General features: G+C 61.4%; 16 protein-coding genes and 1 tRNA gene. 5 read left to right on the top strand and 12 right to left on the bottom strand.

All coding sequences use genetic code 11. From position 1 onward, the window contains the following. Together cydB and E0L37_RS19125 are read left to right on the top strand one after the other, a co-directional pair. A complete protein-coding gene (gene cydB / locus E0L37_RS19120) occupies positions 1-1,008 on the top strand; it encodes a cytochrome d ubiquinol oxidase subunit II (RefSeq protein ID WP_133493251.1) in 1,008 nt (335 codons plus the stop codon). Continuing rightward, positions 1,008-1,181, top strand: coding sequence for a DUF2474 domain-containing protein (locus E0L37_RS19125; RefSeq protein WP_133493252.1), 174 nt, complete (start codon positions 1,008-1,010; stop codon positions 1,179-1,181). The genes cydB and E0L37_RS19125 overlap by 1 nt, the downstream gene beginning before the upstream one ends. 456 nt (positions 1,182-1,637) lie before the next feature. Here the strand turns inward: E0L37_RS19125 and purC are convergent, their stop codons facing one another. Genes purC through dapA form a run of 4 tightly spaced genes read right to left on the bottom strand, consistent with a single transcriptional unit; the run spans position 1,638 to position 4,699 of the window. Further along, positions 1,638-2,357 carry a phosphoribosylaminoimidazolesuccinocarboxamide synthase gene (purC, locus tag E0L37_RS19130; RefSeq protein ID WP_133493253.1) on the bottom strand — a complete coding sequence of 240 codons (720 nt, stop codon included), beginning with the start codon at positions 2,355-2,357 and terminating at the stop codon, positions 1,638-1,640. 31 nt (positions 2,358-2,388) lie between these two features. Next, complete coding sequence (locus tag E0L37_RS19135; protein WP_133493254.1) at positions 2,389-3,162, bottom strand: MBL fold metallo-hydrolase; 774 nt, start codon at positions 3,160-3,162, stop codon at positions 2,389-2,391. A gap of 20 nt (positions 3,163-3,182) precedes the next feature. Beyond that, positions 3,183-3,818: an outer membrane protein assembly factor BamC gene (gene bamC, locus E0L37_RS19140; protein ID WP_133493255.1), complete on the bottom strand. Its 636-nt coding sequence runs from the start codon at positions 3,816-3,818 to the stop codon at positions 3,183-3,185. Next, positions 3,818-4,699 (bottom strand): 4-hydroxy-tetrahydrodipicolinate synthase, encoded by an 882-nt coding sequence (gene dapA, locus E0L37_RS19145; protein ID WP_133493256.1) that lies wholly within the window; start codon positions 4,697-4,699, stop codon positions 3,818-3,820. Before dapA ends, bamC begins: the two co-directional genes overlap by 1 nt. Positions 4,700-4,991: 292 nt before the next feature. On the opposite strand from dapA, the gene E0L37_RS19150 reads away from it, so the two are divergent. Further along, positions 4,992-5,525 carry a glycine cleavage system protein R gene (locus tag E0L37_RS19150; RefSeq protein WP_133493257.1) on the top strand — a complete coding sequence of 178 codons (534 nt, stop codon included), beginning with the start codon at positions 4,992-4,994 and terminating at the stop codon, positions 5,523-5,525. Positions 5,526-5,555: 30 nt separating this feature from the next. After that, positions 5,556-6,020: a peroxiredoxin gene (locus E0L37_RS19155; RefSeq protein ID WP_133493258.1), complete on the top strand. Its 465-nt coding sequence runs from the start codon at positions 5,556-5,558 to the stop codon at positions 6,018-6,020. A gap of 332 nt (positions 6,021-6,352) precedes the next feature. On the opposite strand, the gene E0L37_RS19160 is transcribed toward E0L37_RS19155, so the two are convergent. Together E0L37_RS19160 and E0L37_RS19165 are read right to left on the bottom strand one after the other, a co-directional pair. Continuing rightward, complete coding sequence (locus E0L37_RS19160; protein ID WP_133493259.1) at positions 6,353-7,438, bottom strand: AI-2E family transporter; 1,086 nt, start codon at positions 7,436-7,438, stop codon at positions 6,353-6,355. Between the two features lie 66 nt (positions 7,439-7,504). Continuing rightward, positions 7,505-7,783, bottom strand: a complete 279-nt coding sequence (locus E0L37_RS19165) for a sulfurtransferase TusA family protein (protein ID WP_205655654.1) — start codon at positions 7,781-7,783, stop codon at positions 7,505-7,507. 34 nt (positions 7,784-7,817) lie between these two features. Here E0L37_RS19165 and E0L37_RS19170 point away from each other — a divergent pair, with 34 nt between their 5' ends. Further along, a complete protein-coding gene (locus tag E0L37_RS19170; RefSeq protein WP_133493260.1) occupies positions 7,818-9,251 on the top strand; it encodes a M48 family metalloprotease in 1,434 nt (477 codons plus the stop codon). Positions 9,252-9,292: 41 nt separating this feature from the next. Here the strand turns inward: E0L37_RS19170 and nadA are convergent, their stop codons facing one another. From nadA to queE, 6 genes are all read right to left on the bottom strand, one after another. Next, the gene (gene nadA, locus E0L37_RS19175) at positions 9,293-10,342 is read right to left on the bottom strand and encodes a quinolinate synthase NadA (protein WP_133493261.1); all 1,050 of its coding nucleotides are present in this window, start codon (positions 10,340-10,342) and stop codon (positions 9,293-9,295) included. Between the two features lie 270 nt (positions 10,343-10,612). Then, positions 10,613-12,802 (bottom strand): TonB-dependent siderophore receptor, encoded by a 2,190-nt coding sequence (locus E0L37_RS19180; RefSeq protein ID WP_236564105.1) that lies wholly within the window; start codon positions 12,800-12,802, stop codon positions 10,613-10,615. Between the two features lie 117 nt (positions 12,803-12,919). Continuing rightward, positions 12,920-13,876 (bottom strand): AraC family transcriptional regulator, encoded by a 957-nt coding sequence (locus tag E0L37_RS19185; RefSeq protein WP_097057826.1) that lies wholly within the window; start codon positions 13,874-13,876, stop codon positions 12,920-12,922. A 208-nt stretch (positions 13,877-14,084) separates the two neighbouring features. Next, a tRNA-Lys gene (locus E0L37_RS19190) sits at positions 14,085-14,160 on the bottom strand. A 63-nt stretch (positions 14,161-14,223) separates the two neighbouring features. After that, positions 14,224-14,910: a 7-cyano-7-deazaguanine synthase QueC gene (gene queC / locus E0L37_RS19195; RefSeq protein ID WP_133493262.1), complete on the bottom strand. Its 687-nt coding sequence runs from the start codon at positions 14,908-14,910 to the stop codon at positions 14,224-14,226. 32 nt (positions 14,911-14,942) lie between these two features. Beyond that, on the bottom strand, positions 14,943-15,584 hold the full coding sequence (queE, locus tag E0L37_RS19200; protein ID WP_133493263.1) for a 7-carboxy-7-deazaguanine synthase QueE: 642 nt from the start codon (positions 15,582-15,584) through the stop codon (positions 14,943-14,945). Positions 15,585-15,675: the final 91 nt, after the last annotated feature.

Raw genomic sequence — 15,675 nt, forward strand, 5'->3', positions numbered from 1 at the left:
ATGGGTATCGATCTTCCTTTACTGTGGGCGCTGATCATCGGCTTCGGGGTGATGATGTATGTGATCATGGACGGCTTCGATCTTGGTATCGGCATCCTCTATCCGTTCCTGCCGGACAAACACGACCGCGACGTCGCCATGAACACGGTGGCACCAGTCTGGGACGGTAACGAGACCTGGCTGGTACTGGGCGGAGCGGGTCTGTTCGCCGCCTTTCCGATGGTCTATTCGGTGGTCCTCACCGCGCTCTACCTGCCGTTGATTTTCATGCTGCTGGGGCTGATTTTCCGGGGCATCGCCTTTGAGTTCCGCTTCAAGGCCCGGGAGAGCGAGCGGCCGGTCTGGGACAAGGCGTTCATCGGCGGCTCGCTGACCGCCACTTTCTTTCAGGGAGTGGTACTGGGTGCCTTCATCAACGGGCTGCCGGTGGAAAACGGGGTCCATACCGGCGGCGCCTTCGACTGGTTCGCGCCCTTCCCGTTGTTCACCGGGGTGGGTCTGGTATTCGCCTATGCCCTGCTGGGCAGCACCTGGCTGATCATGAAAACAGAGGGCCGGCTACAGAGCCGCATGCGCCGTCTGACTCATCCGCTGACCTGGGTGATGCTGGCCCTGATTACCGTTATCAGCGTGTGGACACCGATCGCGCACCCGCACATCGCCGAACGCTGGTTCAGCTTCCCAAACGTGTTCTGGTTCTCGCCAATCCCGTTGCTGGTGGTGTTATGCGCCACGCTCATGCTCAAAGGGCTGAAACAGGGCGCGCAGGTTTCGCCGTTCCTCTACACCCTGGTATTGATCTTTCTCGGCTACAGCGGCCTGGCGGTCAGTGGCTGGCCCCACATCCTGCCACCGGACTTGACGCTGTGGGAAGCGGCCGCGCCACCACAAAGCCTCGGTTTCACTCTGGTGGGTGCGCTGTTCATTATCCCCTTCATCCTGATGTACACAGCCCTGGCTTACTACGTGTTCCGTGGCAAAGTCCGGCCTGAGGACGGGTACCACTGATGACAACCCGACAGCTGGAACACTCTCAAACAGCCAAAGCCACCCCGCCACCCTCCTGGGGCAAACGGTTGGGATGGATGGCACTGATCTGGAGCGCCAGTGTGCTGGCACTCGGTTCCGCCGCCGGTCTGATGCGTTTATTCATGAATGCGCTGGGACTGCATGGCGGCTGACATTGATCAGGGTTTATCCACCGGCGAGTTACTCACAGAATCTGTGGATAACACTGTGCACAGACTGTCATCAACTGTCGCCAGGCCCCATTTACCCTGACATTTCGACAGAATGACGAAAAAGTATCCATAAAATTAAATTCTTTTAAAATCAACAAGTTAAATATCGAACCAAGAAAAAACAACGACTTGCGCCCGGCAGCTTCAGCGCATTGTGAAACTTTCGTTACCTTGTGCAAAACCGTAACGCCGAGCGCACTGATATAGCGCCGCAAGCGGGCCCCGGCAGGGGGCAAGGAAGAGAGAACAGCCGGGGCGTTGGAGACATGAATGGGTGCCGTATTGGCGAGCGAGCTCGCTTCCCACAGAGGGGCCACGAAGCCGCTGTGGGAAGCTGGCTTGCCAGCGAATGCGTGTTAGCGTGCCGGCACGTTGCGCCGCAAGCGGGCCAAAGGCTTAGTCGTACTGGAAGGTGATACCAAGGCGGTGACCGACTTCTTCATAGGCCTCCACCACATTGCCCAACCCCTGACGGAAGCGGTCCTTGTCCATTTTCTCGCGAGTGTCCTTGTCCCACAGGCGGCAACCGTCCGGGGAAAACTCGTCGCCCAGCACCACCTCACCGTGGAACAGACCAAACTCCAGCTTGTAGTCCACCAGCAGCATGTTGGCGTCCAGGAACAGCTGCTTGAGCACATCGTTCACCTTGAAGGTCAGTTCCTTCATTTTTTCCAGGTGCTCGGGTTCGGCCCAGCCGAAGCTGCGAACGTGATATTCGTTGATCATCGGATCACCGAGGGCGTCGTCCTTGAGAAACAGCTCGAAGGTGGGGGGATTCAGTTCCTTGCCCTCCTCCACGCCCAGGCGGCGGACGATGGAACCGGCGGCGATGTTACGCACCACGCATTCCAGCGGGATCATGTCCAGTTTCTTCACCACGCATTCGTTGTTGGACAGCAGCTTCTCGAAGTGTGTGGGAATACCGGCGGCCTGGAGTTTTTCCATGATGGCGGCGTTGAACTGGTTGTTCACCGCGCCTTTACGATCCAGCGCCTCTTTCTTCTTGCCGTCAAAAGCAGAGGTGTCGTTGCGAAACACGATCACCAGCTTGTCGGCGTCGTCGGTGGTGTATACGGACTTGGCCTTGCCGGCGTAGAGTTCGTCACGTTTTTCCATGGGGTACCTGCTTTGACCTCGTGATCCTGCGCTAGGAAACATCCAGCCAGTCAAACCCGTCGGTCTGGCTGGCCACCTGAATTCTCTCCCGGCCCTGCTCCATCACCTGGTGAATTTCCCATAGAGCATGATCGGGAGTGTTATTTTGCTCGCTCAAGTGCGACAACACGAGATGCTGCAAGCGATCCACGTTGCACTGGGCCAGCAGTGCCGCCGCCTGCTGATTGCTCAAGTGTCCCAGTTGCCCCCCGACCCGGCGTTTCAGCGAGGGCGGATAAGGGCCATTGGCGAGCAGTTCCGGCTCATGGTTGCATTCCAGCACCAGCGCGTCGCATTCCGCATAGGCCTGCAGCACGTGAGGGGTTACCGAGCCCAGATCGGTGAGCACGCCCACCTCCCGCTGTCGCCAGGAGAACCGGTACTGGCACGGTTCACGGGCATCATGTGGCACGGTCACCGGCATCACCGCCAGGGCGCCGATCTGGAAGGATCGCCCGGGCCGTACTTCGTGCCAGTCACAGCGATGGAGATCCGCTGCCTTGCCGGCCACCGCCCGGGCGGTGCCAAAAGTGCTGTATACCGGGATCCGGTGGCGACGGGCCAAAGCGCCCACGCCACGAATGTGGTCGCCATGCTCGTGAGTGACCAGAATGGCGCCGAGATCGTCACCGCCCAGACCTCGCTCGGCCAGGCGGCGCTCGGCTTCCTTGGCACTGAAACCGCAATCCACCAGCACCAGGCAATCGCCGGCCCACACCAGGGTGCCGTTGCCTTTGCTGCCACTGCCCAGGGAAGCCAGGCGCACCACGGCCTTCCGTCGGCGCCCTAGCGCCGGGCGCCCGGGCCGATGCGCTGCAACTCGCCGTACAGACCCTCCAACACCGCCAGACTTGCGGCTTTATCCGCCAGCGCGGTGCCTTCGGCGTTCATCAGAGCCACCTGGATACCATTGGTGGTATGGCTGAGCTTGAGCTGCGCCTCCGCCGGCTGCAACTGGTAACGTTCCGGCACGGTGAGAAAGAACACGCCCTGGTCACGGTTACGGTCGGTGACGCGCAGGTCGGTCTGCGTCAGCGCCTGCCCCACGCTTTCCCAGGCTTCCGCGTAACGGTCCGGCATCATGATGATCGGATAGCCGGTGCCGTCCTTCGCCAGCACCGCCTTGGCACCGGCCCGGGACGCCGGCACCGGCGCCTGATCTTCCGCATCCGGCACCGCACCGACCAGATCCGGCGGTTTCGGCGCCTGGAAACTCCTCTCGCCGTCTTCGGCGGTCAGCCGCTGATCCGCGTCCGGCACTTCATAAAGCGGAGATTGGCCGATGAACACCCAGCCATCCGGAACCGTCATCGGCTCCACCACCTCGGCTTCGCGATACTTCAGACTTTGGTTAGGAATCAAACCACAACCGGCCACCATACCCGTGGTGGCCAGCGCTACAACAGTAAGCCAACGCTGCATCATGCCTCCAGGAGCCCGCTACGACGCAGCGTTTCACGCAAACGCGGCTGAGCGGCCTCCGACAATGGAACCAGGGGCAACCGGATTCCCCGGTCGATCATCCCCATCTCGTAAAGCGCCCATTTCACCGGAATCGGGTTCGCTTCGATAAACAGATCACGATTCAGGGGCTCGAGTTCCGCGTTCAGTGCACGAGCGCCATCGGCATCACCGCTCAGCGCCGCGTCACAGAGCCGCGCCATCTTCGCCGGCGCCACATTGGCGGTGACGGAAATATTGCCATCGCCGCCGGCCAGCATCAGTTCGCAAGCCGTGGCGTCGTCCCCGGAATAAACCATGAAATCCGGACCGCAGCGTTCACGGATCTCCCGTGCCCGCTCCAGATTACCGGTGGCTTCCTTGATGCCGACAATATTGGGCACCCGGGACAGGCGCTCCACCGTCTCCGGCAACAGATCACAGGAGGTGCGCCCGGGGACGTTGTACAGGATCTGGGGAATATCCACCGCCCGCGCCACGGCCAGGAAGTGCTGATACAGGCCTTCCTGGGGGGGCTTGTTGTAGTACGGGGTCACCAGAAGGCAGGCATCGGCGCCGTCACGTTTGGCGTCACGGGTCAGGCGAATGGCTTCCTCGGTATTGTTGGCCCCGGTACCGGCAATCACCGGAATCCGTTTATTGGCCACGGCCACCACCTCACGAATCACACTGTCGTGCTCCTCGAAACCGAGGGTAGCGGATTCACCAGTGGTGCCCACCGCCACGATGGCGTGGGTGCCCTGCTCGACGTGCCAGTCGACCAGGTTGCGCAACCGCTCCCAGTCCACTGAGCCGTCTTCCCGCATCGGGGTGACCAGCGCCACAATACTGCCGCGAATCATGCCGTCATCTCCTGCCCTGGCCCGTTGAGGGCCGGTTCGTCATTCAGAGCCTGTTCCTAGCGCACAGACGATCGGGAACCGTGGTTCCCCAAACCGCGTATGGTACCCCTCCGCGCTTGGCCTGAACAATATCAATTCGCCGGAAAAGGCATCGGCACGGGGCATTCACGGAACATTCCCGGAGCATCGAAGCGAGGTTTCGGTCCCCGACCAGTAGCGTTAAGCTACTGCCTTCCCGCTTGCCGACGCCCCACCGACGTTAGCAAGTTTTTACGCTTGCGAGGATCCCATCATGGCCACTGAGTCACTGATCGTCATTTCCGCCCTTGGCTCCGACCGGCCGGGCATCGTCCATGCCCTGTCCAAAACCGTGCTGGAGTACGGCGGCAATATTCTGGACTCGCGCATGACCCTGCTGGGCGGCGAGTTCGCCGTGCTGATGCTGGTGGCGGCGGAAGAGGACGCCCTGGCGCGCCTGGAACAGGACCGCACCACCCTGGAAAACAAACTGGACCTGGCACTGACGCTGAAGCGGACCCGCACCAGCGGCGCGGAACAGCAGGCGTTGCCCTACGAGGTCGAGGTGGTGGCCATGGACCACCCGGGCATCGTCCACGAAATCGCCGAATTTTTCTCCGGACGCGGCATCAACATCGCCGACCTGACCACCGGCACCTATGCCGCGCCCCATACCGGCACCGCCATGTTTCGCCTGCATCTGGCACTGAGCATCCCCACCGAACATTCGGTGGCGCGCCTGCGCGAGGCCTTCCTGGATTTCTGCGAAGGCCGCAACCTGGACGCCACCATGACCCCGAAACGATAAGAACCTGTTTACGATCGAAGAGGACACCCCATGACCGTAGAACTGGACAAGCCGGTCCCCGACTTTTCCGCTCCGGCCACCAGCGACACCACCTTCACCCTTGGCGACTGGAAAGGCAAAACACTGGTGCTGTATTTCTACCCGAAAGACAGTACCCCCGGTTGCACCACCGAGGGCCAGAACTTCCGCGATCAGTACGCCGCTTTCCAGAAGGCCGGCTGTGAAGTGTTCGGCATCTCCAAGGATTCCCTGCGCCGCCATGAGAACTTCAAGGCCAAGCAGGCGTTTCCGTTCGAGCTGATCAGCGACGAGGACGAAACCGTCTGCCGGTTGTTCGATGTGATCAAACTGAAGAAGATGTACGGCAAGGAATTCGAAGGCATCGAGCGCAGCACCTTCCTGATCGATGCCGAGGGCGTACTGCGCAAGGAATGGCGCAAGGTCAAGGTGAAGAACCATGTGGACGAGGTGCTGGCAGCGGCCCAAGCGCTTTAGCTCATGAAGACATCGCGGTCCGTGGAGCACTCCTCGGACCGCTGGTGTCCCGCAATTCGCTGGCGCGCTTACACGCAACCCCCCGGCACGCCAAACCCGAGGCCCGCTTGCCGGCCTTGGGCACATGAATCCAGAGCAATCCCGTCATGCCGGACTTGATCCGGCATCTCCTTTTTTGTAGGGCGCATGACTTCGTAGAAAGGAGATCCCGGGTCAGGCCCGGGATAACCGCGTATTTTCAAAGCGTGTAAGCGTGCCAGCGTGTTGCATGTAAGCGGGTCACCCCCAAACCATAGGACACCAGTGCTCCACGGACCCGCGATTGCGCCCCTTCATTCCGCGGCCGGTAATTCCTGTGGCTTTTCCTTCTCCTCGCGCGGCCAGGCGTTGAGCACCGCTTTCAGCAAAGTGGCCAGAGGAATGGCGAAGAACACGCCCCACAGCCCCCAGATCCCGCCGAAGAACAGAATCGCGACGATGATTGCCACCGGATGCAGATTCACGGCTTCGGAAAACAGTAATGGCACCAATATATTGCCGTCCAGGAACTGAATGACCCCGTATATCACCATCACCAGGGCAAAGTCCCCGCTCCAGCCGAACTGGGCGTAGCCCACCGCCGCCACCGGCAAGGTCACCAGGGTCGCGCCCACATAGGGGACGATGACCGACAAACCCACCATTACCGCCAGCAGCAGCGCGTAATTAAGATCCAGCAGCAGGAAGGCAACGAAACTGGTCCCCCCCACCACCAGAATTTCGATGGCCTTGCCGCGCACGTAATTGGCGATCTGGCCGTCCATCTCCCGCCATACCCGGCCCAGCACGTTGCGGCGGGAAGGCAGCAGACCGAGCAACCAGGACACCAGCGCCCGCCGATCCTTGAGGAAAAAGAACACCAGCAGCGGCACCAACACCAGAAACACCAGGATCTCCAGCAGATTGGGAATCGATGACAATGACAAGGACAGCACCGCCTGCCCGAACTGGGCCAGTTCCCGCTGGGCCGAGTTGACCAGAATGTTCACTTGTTCGATGGACACCATTTCCGGGTATTGCTCGGGCAATGCCCTCAGCCATTGCTCGCTGTTCTTGAGCACATGGGGCAGTTGATCCCGCACCAGCATGACCGTTTGCTGCCAGACCATCGGCAACAGCACCACCAGGGTCGCCACCAGACCACCAAGAAACAGCAGGAACACCAACGTCACCGACAACAAGGAGGGCAAACCGCGCCGCTCCAGGGCACTGACCAATCCCTGCATCAGATAGGCCAGCACCAGCGCCGCCAGCACCGGCGCCAGGATATTGCCAAACAGCAGGATAATCGCCAGCCCCCCGACCAGGGCCACCAGCAGATAGACCGCCTCCTCATCGGCGAACCAGCGTTCCATCCAGCCCTTGAACACTTTGAACATCGAGTGCCTTCCTTAATCAAATCGGGTATCGGATTATTAGAGGGTTGCGTGTAACTTACACAATTTCTACGCGCCGTCGTCGGCGGCCCCACAGCGTATCAAAAACTCGTACTCGCCCGCCGTTTCGCCATCGCGAACCAGATCATGCGGTGACTGTCGAAGATAGGCGGGGATGTCCCTTGCCGAACCGGCATCGGAGGCCAGCACCCTCAACATCCGCCCCGGTGTCAGATGTCGCAGGGCCTGGCGGGTTTTCAGTAACGGCAAGGGGCATTGAAGCCCTCTGGCGTCCAGGGTCTGATGAACCATCATCGGATCCTCGGAATTGTGTCGGGTGCCATCCATCAAGGGGTGCCATCCTTATATCGGGAGTGACTTTGTGATCCGTGCCATGCACGCTCTGATACTCTGTCTGGTGGTGGTGCTCGCCGCGCCACCCGGCCGCGCCCAGGATCTGCCCGATCTCGGTGACCCGGCGGCGGCGCTGCTGTCCACGGACCAGGAGTACCGGCTGGGCCGCAGTTGGCTGCGAGGTCTGCGTGGCAAGACACCGATCATGACCGATCCGCTGGTACAAGACTATGTGGAGAACCTGGTTTATCGATTGGCCTCATTCAGCGATCTGCATGAACCCAATCTCTCCATCGTGGTGATCAACAGCCAGGCCATCAACGCTTTCGCGGTACCCGGCGGCGTCATCGGCCTCAACGCCGGCCTGTTCCTCAACGCCGGCTCCATGGATGAGGTGGCCAGCGTGGTGGCGCACGAAATCGCCCACGTCAGTCAACGTCATTTTACCCGCCGCTATGTGGATTCCCAGCGCACCAACATCGCCATGCTGGCGGCGATGCTGGCCAGCATCGCCTTGGCCGTGGCGGGTGACGCGCAAGCCGGCATGGCCGGTATGGCCGCCACTCAGGCAGGCGTGATTCAGTCCCAGCTGGCCTACTCCCGCCACCACGAGCGCGAGGCGGACCGGGTCGGCATGCAAACCCTGGTCTCGGCGGGTCTGGACCCGAACGCCATGCCCCGTTTTTTCGAACGGCTGGTGGAACAACAGCAATTCGCCGGCGATCCACCGGAGTTCCTGCTCACTCACCCGGTCACCGAAAGCCGGGTGGCGGACAGCCGCGCCCGCGCCCGCAATCTACCCCACCCGAAGCAGGAAACCTCCCTGGCCTTTGAGCTGGTCCGCGCCCGTATTCAGGCGTCCTTCTTCGACGATTACCAACGCGCCGAAGCTTATTTCCAGAAGCGACTGAAGAATGGTGACGCCAAACAGCAGGAAGCGGCCCGCTACGGCCTCGCCATGTCGGCCCTGTACGATAAAAAGTATGATTTGGCCCGGCGCCAATTGGAACAACTGCGCCAGCAGGACCGGACCGAACTGTGGTACCCGCTGGGCCTGGCGGAAGTGGCGCTGGCGGAAGGCGACTATCGCCGTGCCATCGAGATGGCCCAATGGGTGCAGAAGATCAACCCGGAGGGCTACCCCAGCTCGGTACTGCTGGCACGGGCCTACCTGTATTCCAGGCAACCGGAAAAAGCGGTACCGGTGCTGGAACCGTTGTTACGGCAGCGTCCGGACGATCCCACACTGTGGTCCATGGCGGCGGACGCCTGGGGCAACAGCGGGGAACTGGCGCGCGCCCATCGGGGCCGGGCCGAATACGCCTTCCTGCGTGGCCGGGACCGCGAGGCCAAACAACAAATGCAGTTCGCCCTCAAGGAAGCCAGCGGACAGTTCGCCCTGCGCAGTGCCTTGAATGCGCGTCTCAAGGAAATGGATCGGCTTTCCGAAGAGGAATTTTGACGGCGGTCCGGGATACCACCCCGGAACCGCCACCCATTCGATCAGCGTTTCAGGTTCTTGCCGAAATCCAGCATCCGGTCCAGGGGCACCATGGCACGCCGGGCCAGGTCCGGATCGACAAAGATTTCCTGCCCGCAACCGTTTTCGTCCTGCAGCACCGCCAGAGTATTTTCCAGGCCATTCATCGCCATCCACGGGCAATGGGCGCAACTGCGGCAAGTGGCGCCACTGCCGGCGGTGGGCGCTTCGATGAAGGTCTTCTCCGGCGCCAGTTGCTGCATCTTGTAGAAGATGCCCTTGTCGGTGGCGACGATGAAGGTGTCGTTGGGCATCTCGGTGGCCGCCTTGATCAGCTGCGAGGTGGAGCCCACCACATCGGCGATGGCCACCACCGAGGCCGGCGATTCCGGGTGCACCAGCACGGCGGCGCCGGGATGGGCGGCTTTCAGGTCTTCCACACCGCGCGCCTTGAACTCCTCATGGACGATACAGGCGCCGTCCCAACAGAGCACATCGGCACCGGTCTTGTCGCGCACATAGGCGCCCAGGTGCTGATCCGGCGCCCATAGAATCTTCTCGCCGCGCTGGTCCAGATACTCGATCAATTCCACCGCGATGGACGACGTCACCACCCAGTCCGCCCGGGCTTTCACCGCCGCCGAGGTATTGGCGTAAACCACCACGGTACGGTCCGGATGCTGTTCGCGGAAGGCGGCGAACTCATCCTCCGGACAACCGATATCCAGAGAGCAGGTAGCTTCCAGGGTGGGCATGAACACCCGCTTTTCCGGGCTGAGAATCTTCGCTGTCTCGCCCATGAACCGCACGCCGGCCACGATCAGGGTGCTGGCTGGATGCTCCTTGCCGAAGCGGGCCATCTCCAGGGAATCCGCCACGCAGCCGCCGCTTTCCTCGGCCAGCGCCTGGATCTCCGGATCGGTGTAATAGTGCGCCACCATCACCGCGTCGCGGGCCTGTAACTTCTCTTTAATCCGCTCGCGGTAGAATTCCCGCTGTTCCCGGGTCATCTCCTGCTCGCCATCGGCATGGGCCAGATGGGAGCGGACCAGTTCTTTCGCCTGAGCACTCATATCGCATCGCCGCCCCGTGTGAGGATCGGAAAGCCGACAATCGGTCCGGATCGGACCCTCGTCGCTGTCCCGGTGACGATCAAGGATGTTGGTGCCACCGGGGGGGCGAATCATACCACAGCCAAAGAAGGGGTCACGGCGGGTGCCGTCAAGAGTATGGTGTAAAACGCCAGGCGCCCCGGATTTGCTGCCCCCCAGGCTCACAATAATGCATTTTATGCATATAAAAACAGAGCCGGAAACCGCGTTCCATGGTTCCCCGAGACCGGACTACAAAGCCATGCGCAGCGACAGCGTCACATTGCGCGGTTCTCCCCACCAGGCCTGATCGTAGAAACCCACATTGGTGTAATAGGTCTTGTCGAAGGCGTTGTTCAACCGCACCGTGGCGCTCAACTCCGGCGTGATCTGATAACGAGCCATGACATTGACCAGAGCGTAACTGCCCTGCTCCACCTTGGTTCGTCCCACCACCGGCACACGACTCGAGGTATAGCGGGAAAAGCCGCTTTGCCAGTCCACGCCAGCCCCCAACGTCAAACGGCGCTCCACCGGCGGCTGATAACGGGTGAACAGCTTGAACAGACTGCGCGGCTGGGTGCGGTTGAGTGTCTGCCCGTCGGCGTCCTTGGCGGTGAAATGGGTATAACTGGTGGAAACATGCCAGTGTGGCGTCAGTTCGCCGGTCAGTTCCAGATCGACCCCCTCCACGGTGGCTCCGGAAGTGGCTCGATAAGCCGGCTGGTCCGGCTGCCCCGGCAGCGAGACTCCCGGGATCTCCTCGGCCAGGTTGTCCTGCTCGGTACGGAACACCGACACCGCACCGGTCAACCGCCCACCGGCCCAGCCGGCCTTGAGCCCCAGTTCCTGGCTGTTGCCGTGAATCGGGTCGAGCAGGTCACCTTGCGGATCGCGATTGTTTTGCGGCTGGAAGATCTGGGTGTAGCTGGCGTATGCCGAGTAGACATCATTAAGGTCGTAGATCAAACCGGCATAGGGCGTGATTTCATCGCTGACCCGATAATCCGTGGGTGTGCCGAAATAAACCTGATCGATTTCCCACTGGCTGATACGAGCCCCCAGAATGGCGTGCAGAGGATCGGCCAATGACAACCTGGTGACCACATAGCCCCCATTCTGACGAATCACACTGTCATCGACGTTGGAATAATCCCCCCAGACTGGTCGTGGCACCCGACTGTCACGCCAGTCAAAGAAGCTGCCCACATCCGGACTGGCCACCGGATAAGCCGCTCGCATCACATAATCGTCCTTGACCCGCATCCAGCCCAGCGACACCTCATGAATGCGCCCGAACCACTCCACCGGCCCGGTGGCGGTCAGGTGCATCTGATAATACTGGCGATCACCACGGTAATTGAGGAACGAGCCGGTCATGCCTTCGCCGGTATCCGGGTCGGGGTAACCGCCACGAAACAGATATTCCATGTCGTAATCGCCATCGTTGTAGCTGAACGCGCCGCGCAGTTGCCAGCCGTTACCAAGGGCGTGGGTCAGGTCCATGAAACCGGTGGTGGAGGTGGTGCCAAATTGGGACCAGTCGGTGGTATTGACCACGGACCGGGGAAAATCGGTGCGGGAGCCATCGCTATAAAACATGGGAAACCCCGCCCCCATGCCGTTACTATGGTTATCCTGGTACTCCACGCCCGCCACCAGCAGCGTGCTGGGTGACAGCTCCGCACTGATCACGCCATACAGGGTACGGCGGTCATCGTCGAATACCCGCATGTAGCTTTCGCTGTCGTCACGCACCGCCACCACCCGGGAGGACACACGACCGTCCTCGGTAAGCGGCATGGTCAGGTCCAGTTCCGCCCGGCGCGCGTCCCAGGACCCCGTCGACACCGCGCCACTAGCGGCGAACTCCCTCCCCGGACGCTTGCGCACAAAATTCACCAGCGCGGACGGCTCACCAGCGCCGGACATCAGACCGGTGGCGCCGCGGATCACCTCAACGCGGTCGTAAATAGCCGCATCCAGGTCAGTGGCCCCAAAGTTCCAGAAATTGGAAATCGGGGTCAGCAGACCGTCGAACTGGAATTGCCGAATGGAGAACCCCCGGGAAGAAAACGCGTAGCGGTTGCTGTCGCTCCGGATCATTGAGACACCCGGCGCCTGCTCAAGCACTTCGCGGGTGCTGACCAGCCCCTGGTCCTCGATCTGTTCCCGGGTAACGATGCTCACGGATTGCGGCGTCTCCCGCGGCGACAGCAACAGTCCGGTGGCGCTGACGGTGGCGCCCAGGGTGTAACCGCCGCGCTGTTCACTGCTGTTCTCCAGAGAAAGATCGCCGGCGGAGACCTTGACCGGCGCCAATGCCCGTGGTTCTTCTTCCTGAGATTGTGCGTAAACCGGTGCGGATACCACGCCGCCGGCCGTGACCATGGCCAGACCGAAGCACCAGCGTCCCCTCATACCGTCGAATCGACGCCCCATGAACCGTTCTCCTTCCTACAAAGCAATCAACATGAAATGAGAATTGTTCTTCATTGAGGCTGATCGCGGGTATGCGCAATGCTGAAAAAACTATGCGACACGCTGGGGGACGGGAACTCAGCGGCGTAGCCACTGCCGTGGCGGCATACCGAAGTGGGCACGAAACGCCGTGGTGAAGTTGCTGGCATGTCGGTAGCCGACGAAATGGGCCGCCTGCTGTACCGACACCCCCTGCTCCAGATACTGACGGGCCAGCGTCAGCCTGCGCTCCCTCAGGCAGGCAAACACGGTCTGACCGTAGGCCTGAGGGAATTTGGCGCGCAACGCACTCGGGCTCATGCACGCCAGCGCCGCCAGTGAGGCCAGCGAGTGCTCCCGCTCTGGCTGCTCCTGGAGACGTTCGAACACCCGCTGCAACAGACGCCGGTCCCTTGCCGACAAGGTGGGGGTGTGGTCGGCGGTATCCAGACCGGACAGCGCATGCGCCAGCAATTGCAGTGCCACACCTTCCCGGTGCAATGCCGCCAGATCACCCCGCCAGGTTCCGTTCATCAGGGTCAGCAGGCTCTGCTGCAGGTAAGACGGCATACGCCAGGTCGTCAGGCGAGTGCGCCCGACACGGCGCAGCCCCCACAGCCGCTCTTGCAACCGCTCATCGCCAAGACCATCCGGATCCCTCAGCGACAAATTCAACCCCTGCAAGGTCGGTGCCCGCGGATGTTCCGCCAGGATCGAGGTGTCTCCCCGGTCCAGCATGGTGATCGCCAGATCTCCCGCCAGCCGGTGGCGGCGACCCTGTTCGGTCCCGATCATCGCCTCTCCCTGCATCAATACCGCAACGGAGAGACAGAACTCGGTCTTGGAGCGGGCCTGATACGCTTGCAGGGAACGCACTCGGGACAACACCAGGGTGCCGCCGAAGTCCAGTGCCTGCTGGTCCACCTCGCCTTCAAGCACGCCGGCGCCGCCAGCGGAGCGCTCCACGAGCCGATAGTCCACGCCATACCGGGCACCCAGCTCATTCAGGGCCGCCAGCGAAAAGCGCCGGGCGGTGGCATTGATCGGGTATGTCATGGCTGTCTCCGTCGTCGGCCACGCCTCTCCTGGCGCCGGATTCCGATCGGCGCAAGATATAGTTAATAAGAATTATTTTCAATAAAGAAAAAAGGAGAGGTCAACAAGGAGAAAACGGCGGCAATCGTCATTCCACTGTCGCAAAACCACCCCATGCTGACGGCGGTCATAAAAAAAAGGGCTGCCTGGCGGCAGCCCTCTTGGAAATTGGTGGGTCGTGTAGGATTCGAACCTACGACCAATTGGTTAAAAGCCAACTGCTCTACCAACTGAGCTAACGACCCGTCGAACGAGGCGCAAATAATACGGATTTATTTCGGCATGACAAGGGGGAAACCGGGATTTTTTTACTTCCCCTGATACTTTGTCGGATCTTTGACCAATGCTTCCTCGAAGCCCTGACGGCGCAGCCGGCAACTGTCGCAACGTCCACAGGCTCGCCCCTCGTCGTCGGCCTGATAGCAGGACACGGTGAGACCATAATCCAGCCCCAGCCGGGTCCCTTCCCGAACGATATCCGCCTTGGACAAATCCATCAACGGCGTGGCGATCCGGATCGGATGCCCTTCCACGCCGGCTTTGGTGGCCAGGTTGGCCAGGTTCTGAAACGCTTCGATGAACGCCGGCCGGCAATCCGGGTAGCCGGAATAATCCACCGCGTTGACGCCGATATAAATGACATCGGCTTCCAGGACTTCCGCCAAGCCCAGCGCCAGCGACAGAAACACCGTGTTGCGCGCCGGCACATAGGTCACCGGAATGCCGTCGCCCTCTTCTTCCGCCACGTCTTCGGGTACCGCGATGTCATGGTCAGTGAGCGCGGAACCGCCGATGTTACCCAGCCCCAGGTCGATCACCCGGTGGGACTCCGCGCCCAGCGCGCGGGAAATCCGCTCAGCGGCTTTCAATTCCGAGCGGGTGCGCTGGCCGTAGTCGAAGGCGATGGTGTGACAGCGGTGCCCTTCAGCCCGTGCCATGGCCAGACAGGTGGCGGAATCCAAGCCCCCGGACAGCAGTACCACGGCGGTGCTCATGTTGTCTTCTCCGTCATAATCGTTCCCGGGCGTCAGCGCCCCTGAGCGTCGTTCCACAATAATTTATGCAGTTGGATCTGGAAGCGTACCGGCAAACGGTCCCGCACGATCCAGTCCGCCAGGTCCCGTGGCGCCAACTGGCCCTGCACCGGCGAGAACAGCACATCGGACACCCGCCGCGCCAACTGGTGCTGATCAAGCATGAAGCGGGCCCAGTCGTAGTCGCGACGGTCCGCCAGCACGAACTTCACCTGATGGTTCGACCGCAGCAGAGGAATGTTCTCCAACCGGTTATTGTGCTGCTCGCCGGAGCCCGGCGCCTTCAGATCCATCACCACCGAGACGCGCTCGTCCACCCCGGCAATGTCCATGGCGCCGCCGGTTTCCAGGCTCACTTCATAGCCCCGGTCGCAAAGGAGCGTCAGCAACGGCAGGCAGTTGGGCTGCGCCAGCGGTTCCCCGCCGGTCACGGTGACGTAGCCGGCGCCGTAGCCATCCACGGTCTCGAGAATATCGTCCAGCGACCACTTTTGCCCGCCCTGAAAGGCGTATTCCGTATCACACCAGACGCAACGCTGGGGGCAGCCGGTCAGCCGCACGAAGACGGTGGGCCGTCCCACGCTGCGGGCTTCTCCCTGCAGAGAATGAAAGATCTCGGTGATACGCAGTTCCACTGTGGCTCCTGACCGGCGGTGAATACGGGTTGCGCCGCGGCTCTTCATGTTCATTGTTGGCGGATACGGATGGCCGCCCGGAACAGGGCGG

Source organism: Alcanivorax sp. 24, from assembly GCF_004360225.1.
GTDB classification, from domain to species: Bacteria; Pseudomonadota; Gammaproteobacteria; order Pseudomonadales; family Alcanivoracaceae; genus Alloalcanivorax; species Alloalcanivorax xiamenensis.

Excerpts from the sequence above, each read along its gene's own strand:
- bamC (WP_133493255.1), bottom strand. The coding sequence starts at position 3,818 with ATGCAGCGTTGGCTTACTGTTGTAGCGCTGGCCACCACGGGTATGGTG.
- E0L37_RS19125 (WP_133493252.1), top strand. The coding sequence starts at position 1,008 with ATGACAACCCGACAGCTGGAACACTCTCAAACAGCCAAAGCCACCCCG.
- E0L37_RS19155 (WP_133493258.1), top strand. The coding sequence starts at position 5,556 with ATGACCGTAGAACTGGACAAGCCGGTCCCCGACTTTTCCGCTCCGGCC.
- dapA (WP_133493256.1), bottom strand. The coding sequence starts at position 4,699 with ATGATTCGCGGCAGTATTGTGGCGCTGGTCACCCCGATGCGGGAAGAC.
- nadA (WP_133493261.1), bottom strand. The coding sequence starts at position 10,342 with ATGAGTGCTCAGGCGAAAGAACTGGTCCGCTCCCATCTGGCCCATGCC.
- E0L37_RS19150 (WP_133493257.1), top strand. The coding sequence starts at position 4,992 with ATGGCCACTGAGTCACTGATCGTCATTTCCGCCCTTGGCTCCGACCGG.
- E0L37_RS19185 (WP_097057826.1), bottom strand. The coding sequence starts at position 13,876 with ATGACATACCCGATCAATGCCACCGCCCGGCGCTTTTCGCTGGCGGCC.
- cydB (WP_133493251.1), top strand. The coding sequence starts at position 1 with ATGGGTATCGATCTTCCTTTACTGTGGGCGCTGATCATCGGCTTCGGG.
- purC (WP_133493253.1), bottom strand. The coding sequence starts at position 2,357 with ATGGAAAAACGTGACGAACTCTACGCCGGCAAGGCCAAGTCCGTATAC.
- queC (WP_133493262.1), bottom strand. The coding sequence starts at position 14,910 with ATGAGCACCGCCGTGGTACTGCTGTCCGGGGGCTTGGATTCCGCCACC.
- E0L37_RS19180 (WP_236564105.1), bottom strand. The coding sequence starts at position 12,802 with ATGGGGCGTCGATTCGACGGTATGAGGGGACGCTGGTGCTTCGGTCTG.
- E0L37_RS19165 (WP_205655654.1), bottom strand. The coding sequence starts at position 7,783 with ATGGATGGCACCCGACACAATTCCGAGGATCCGATGATGGTTCATCAG.
- E0L37_RS19160 (WP_133493259.1), bottom strand. The coding sequence starts at position 7,438 with ATGTTCAAAGTGTTCAAGGGCTGGATGGAACGCTGGTTCGCCGATGAG.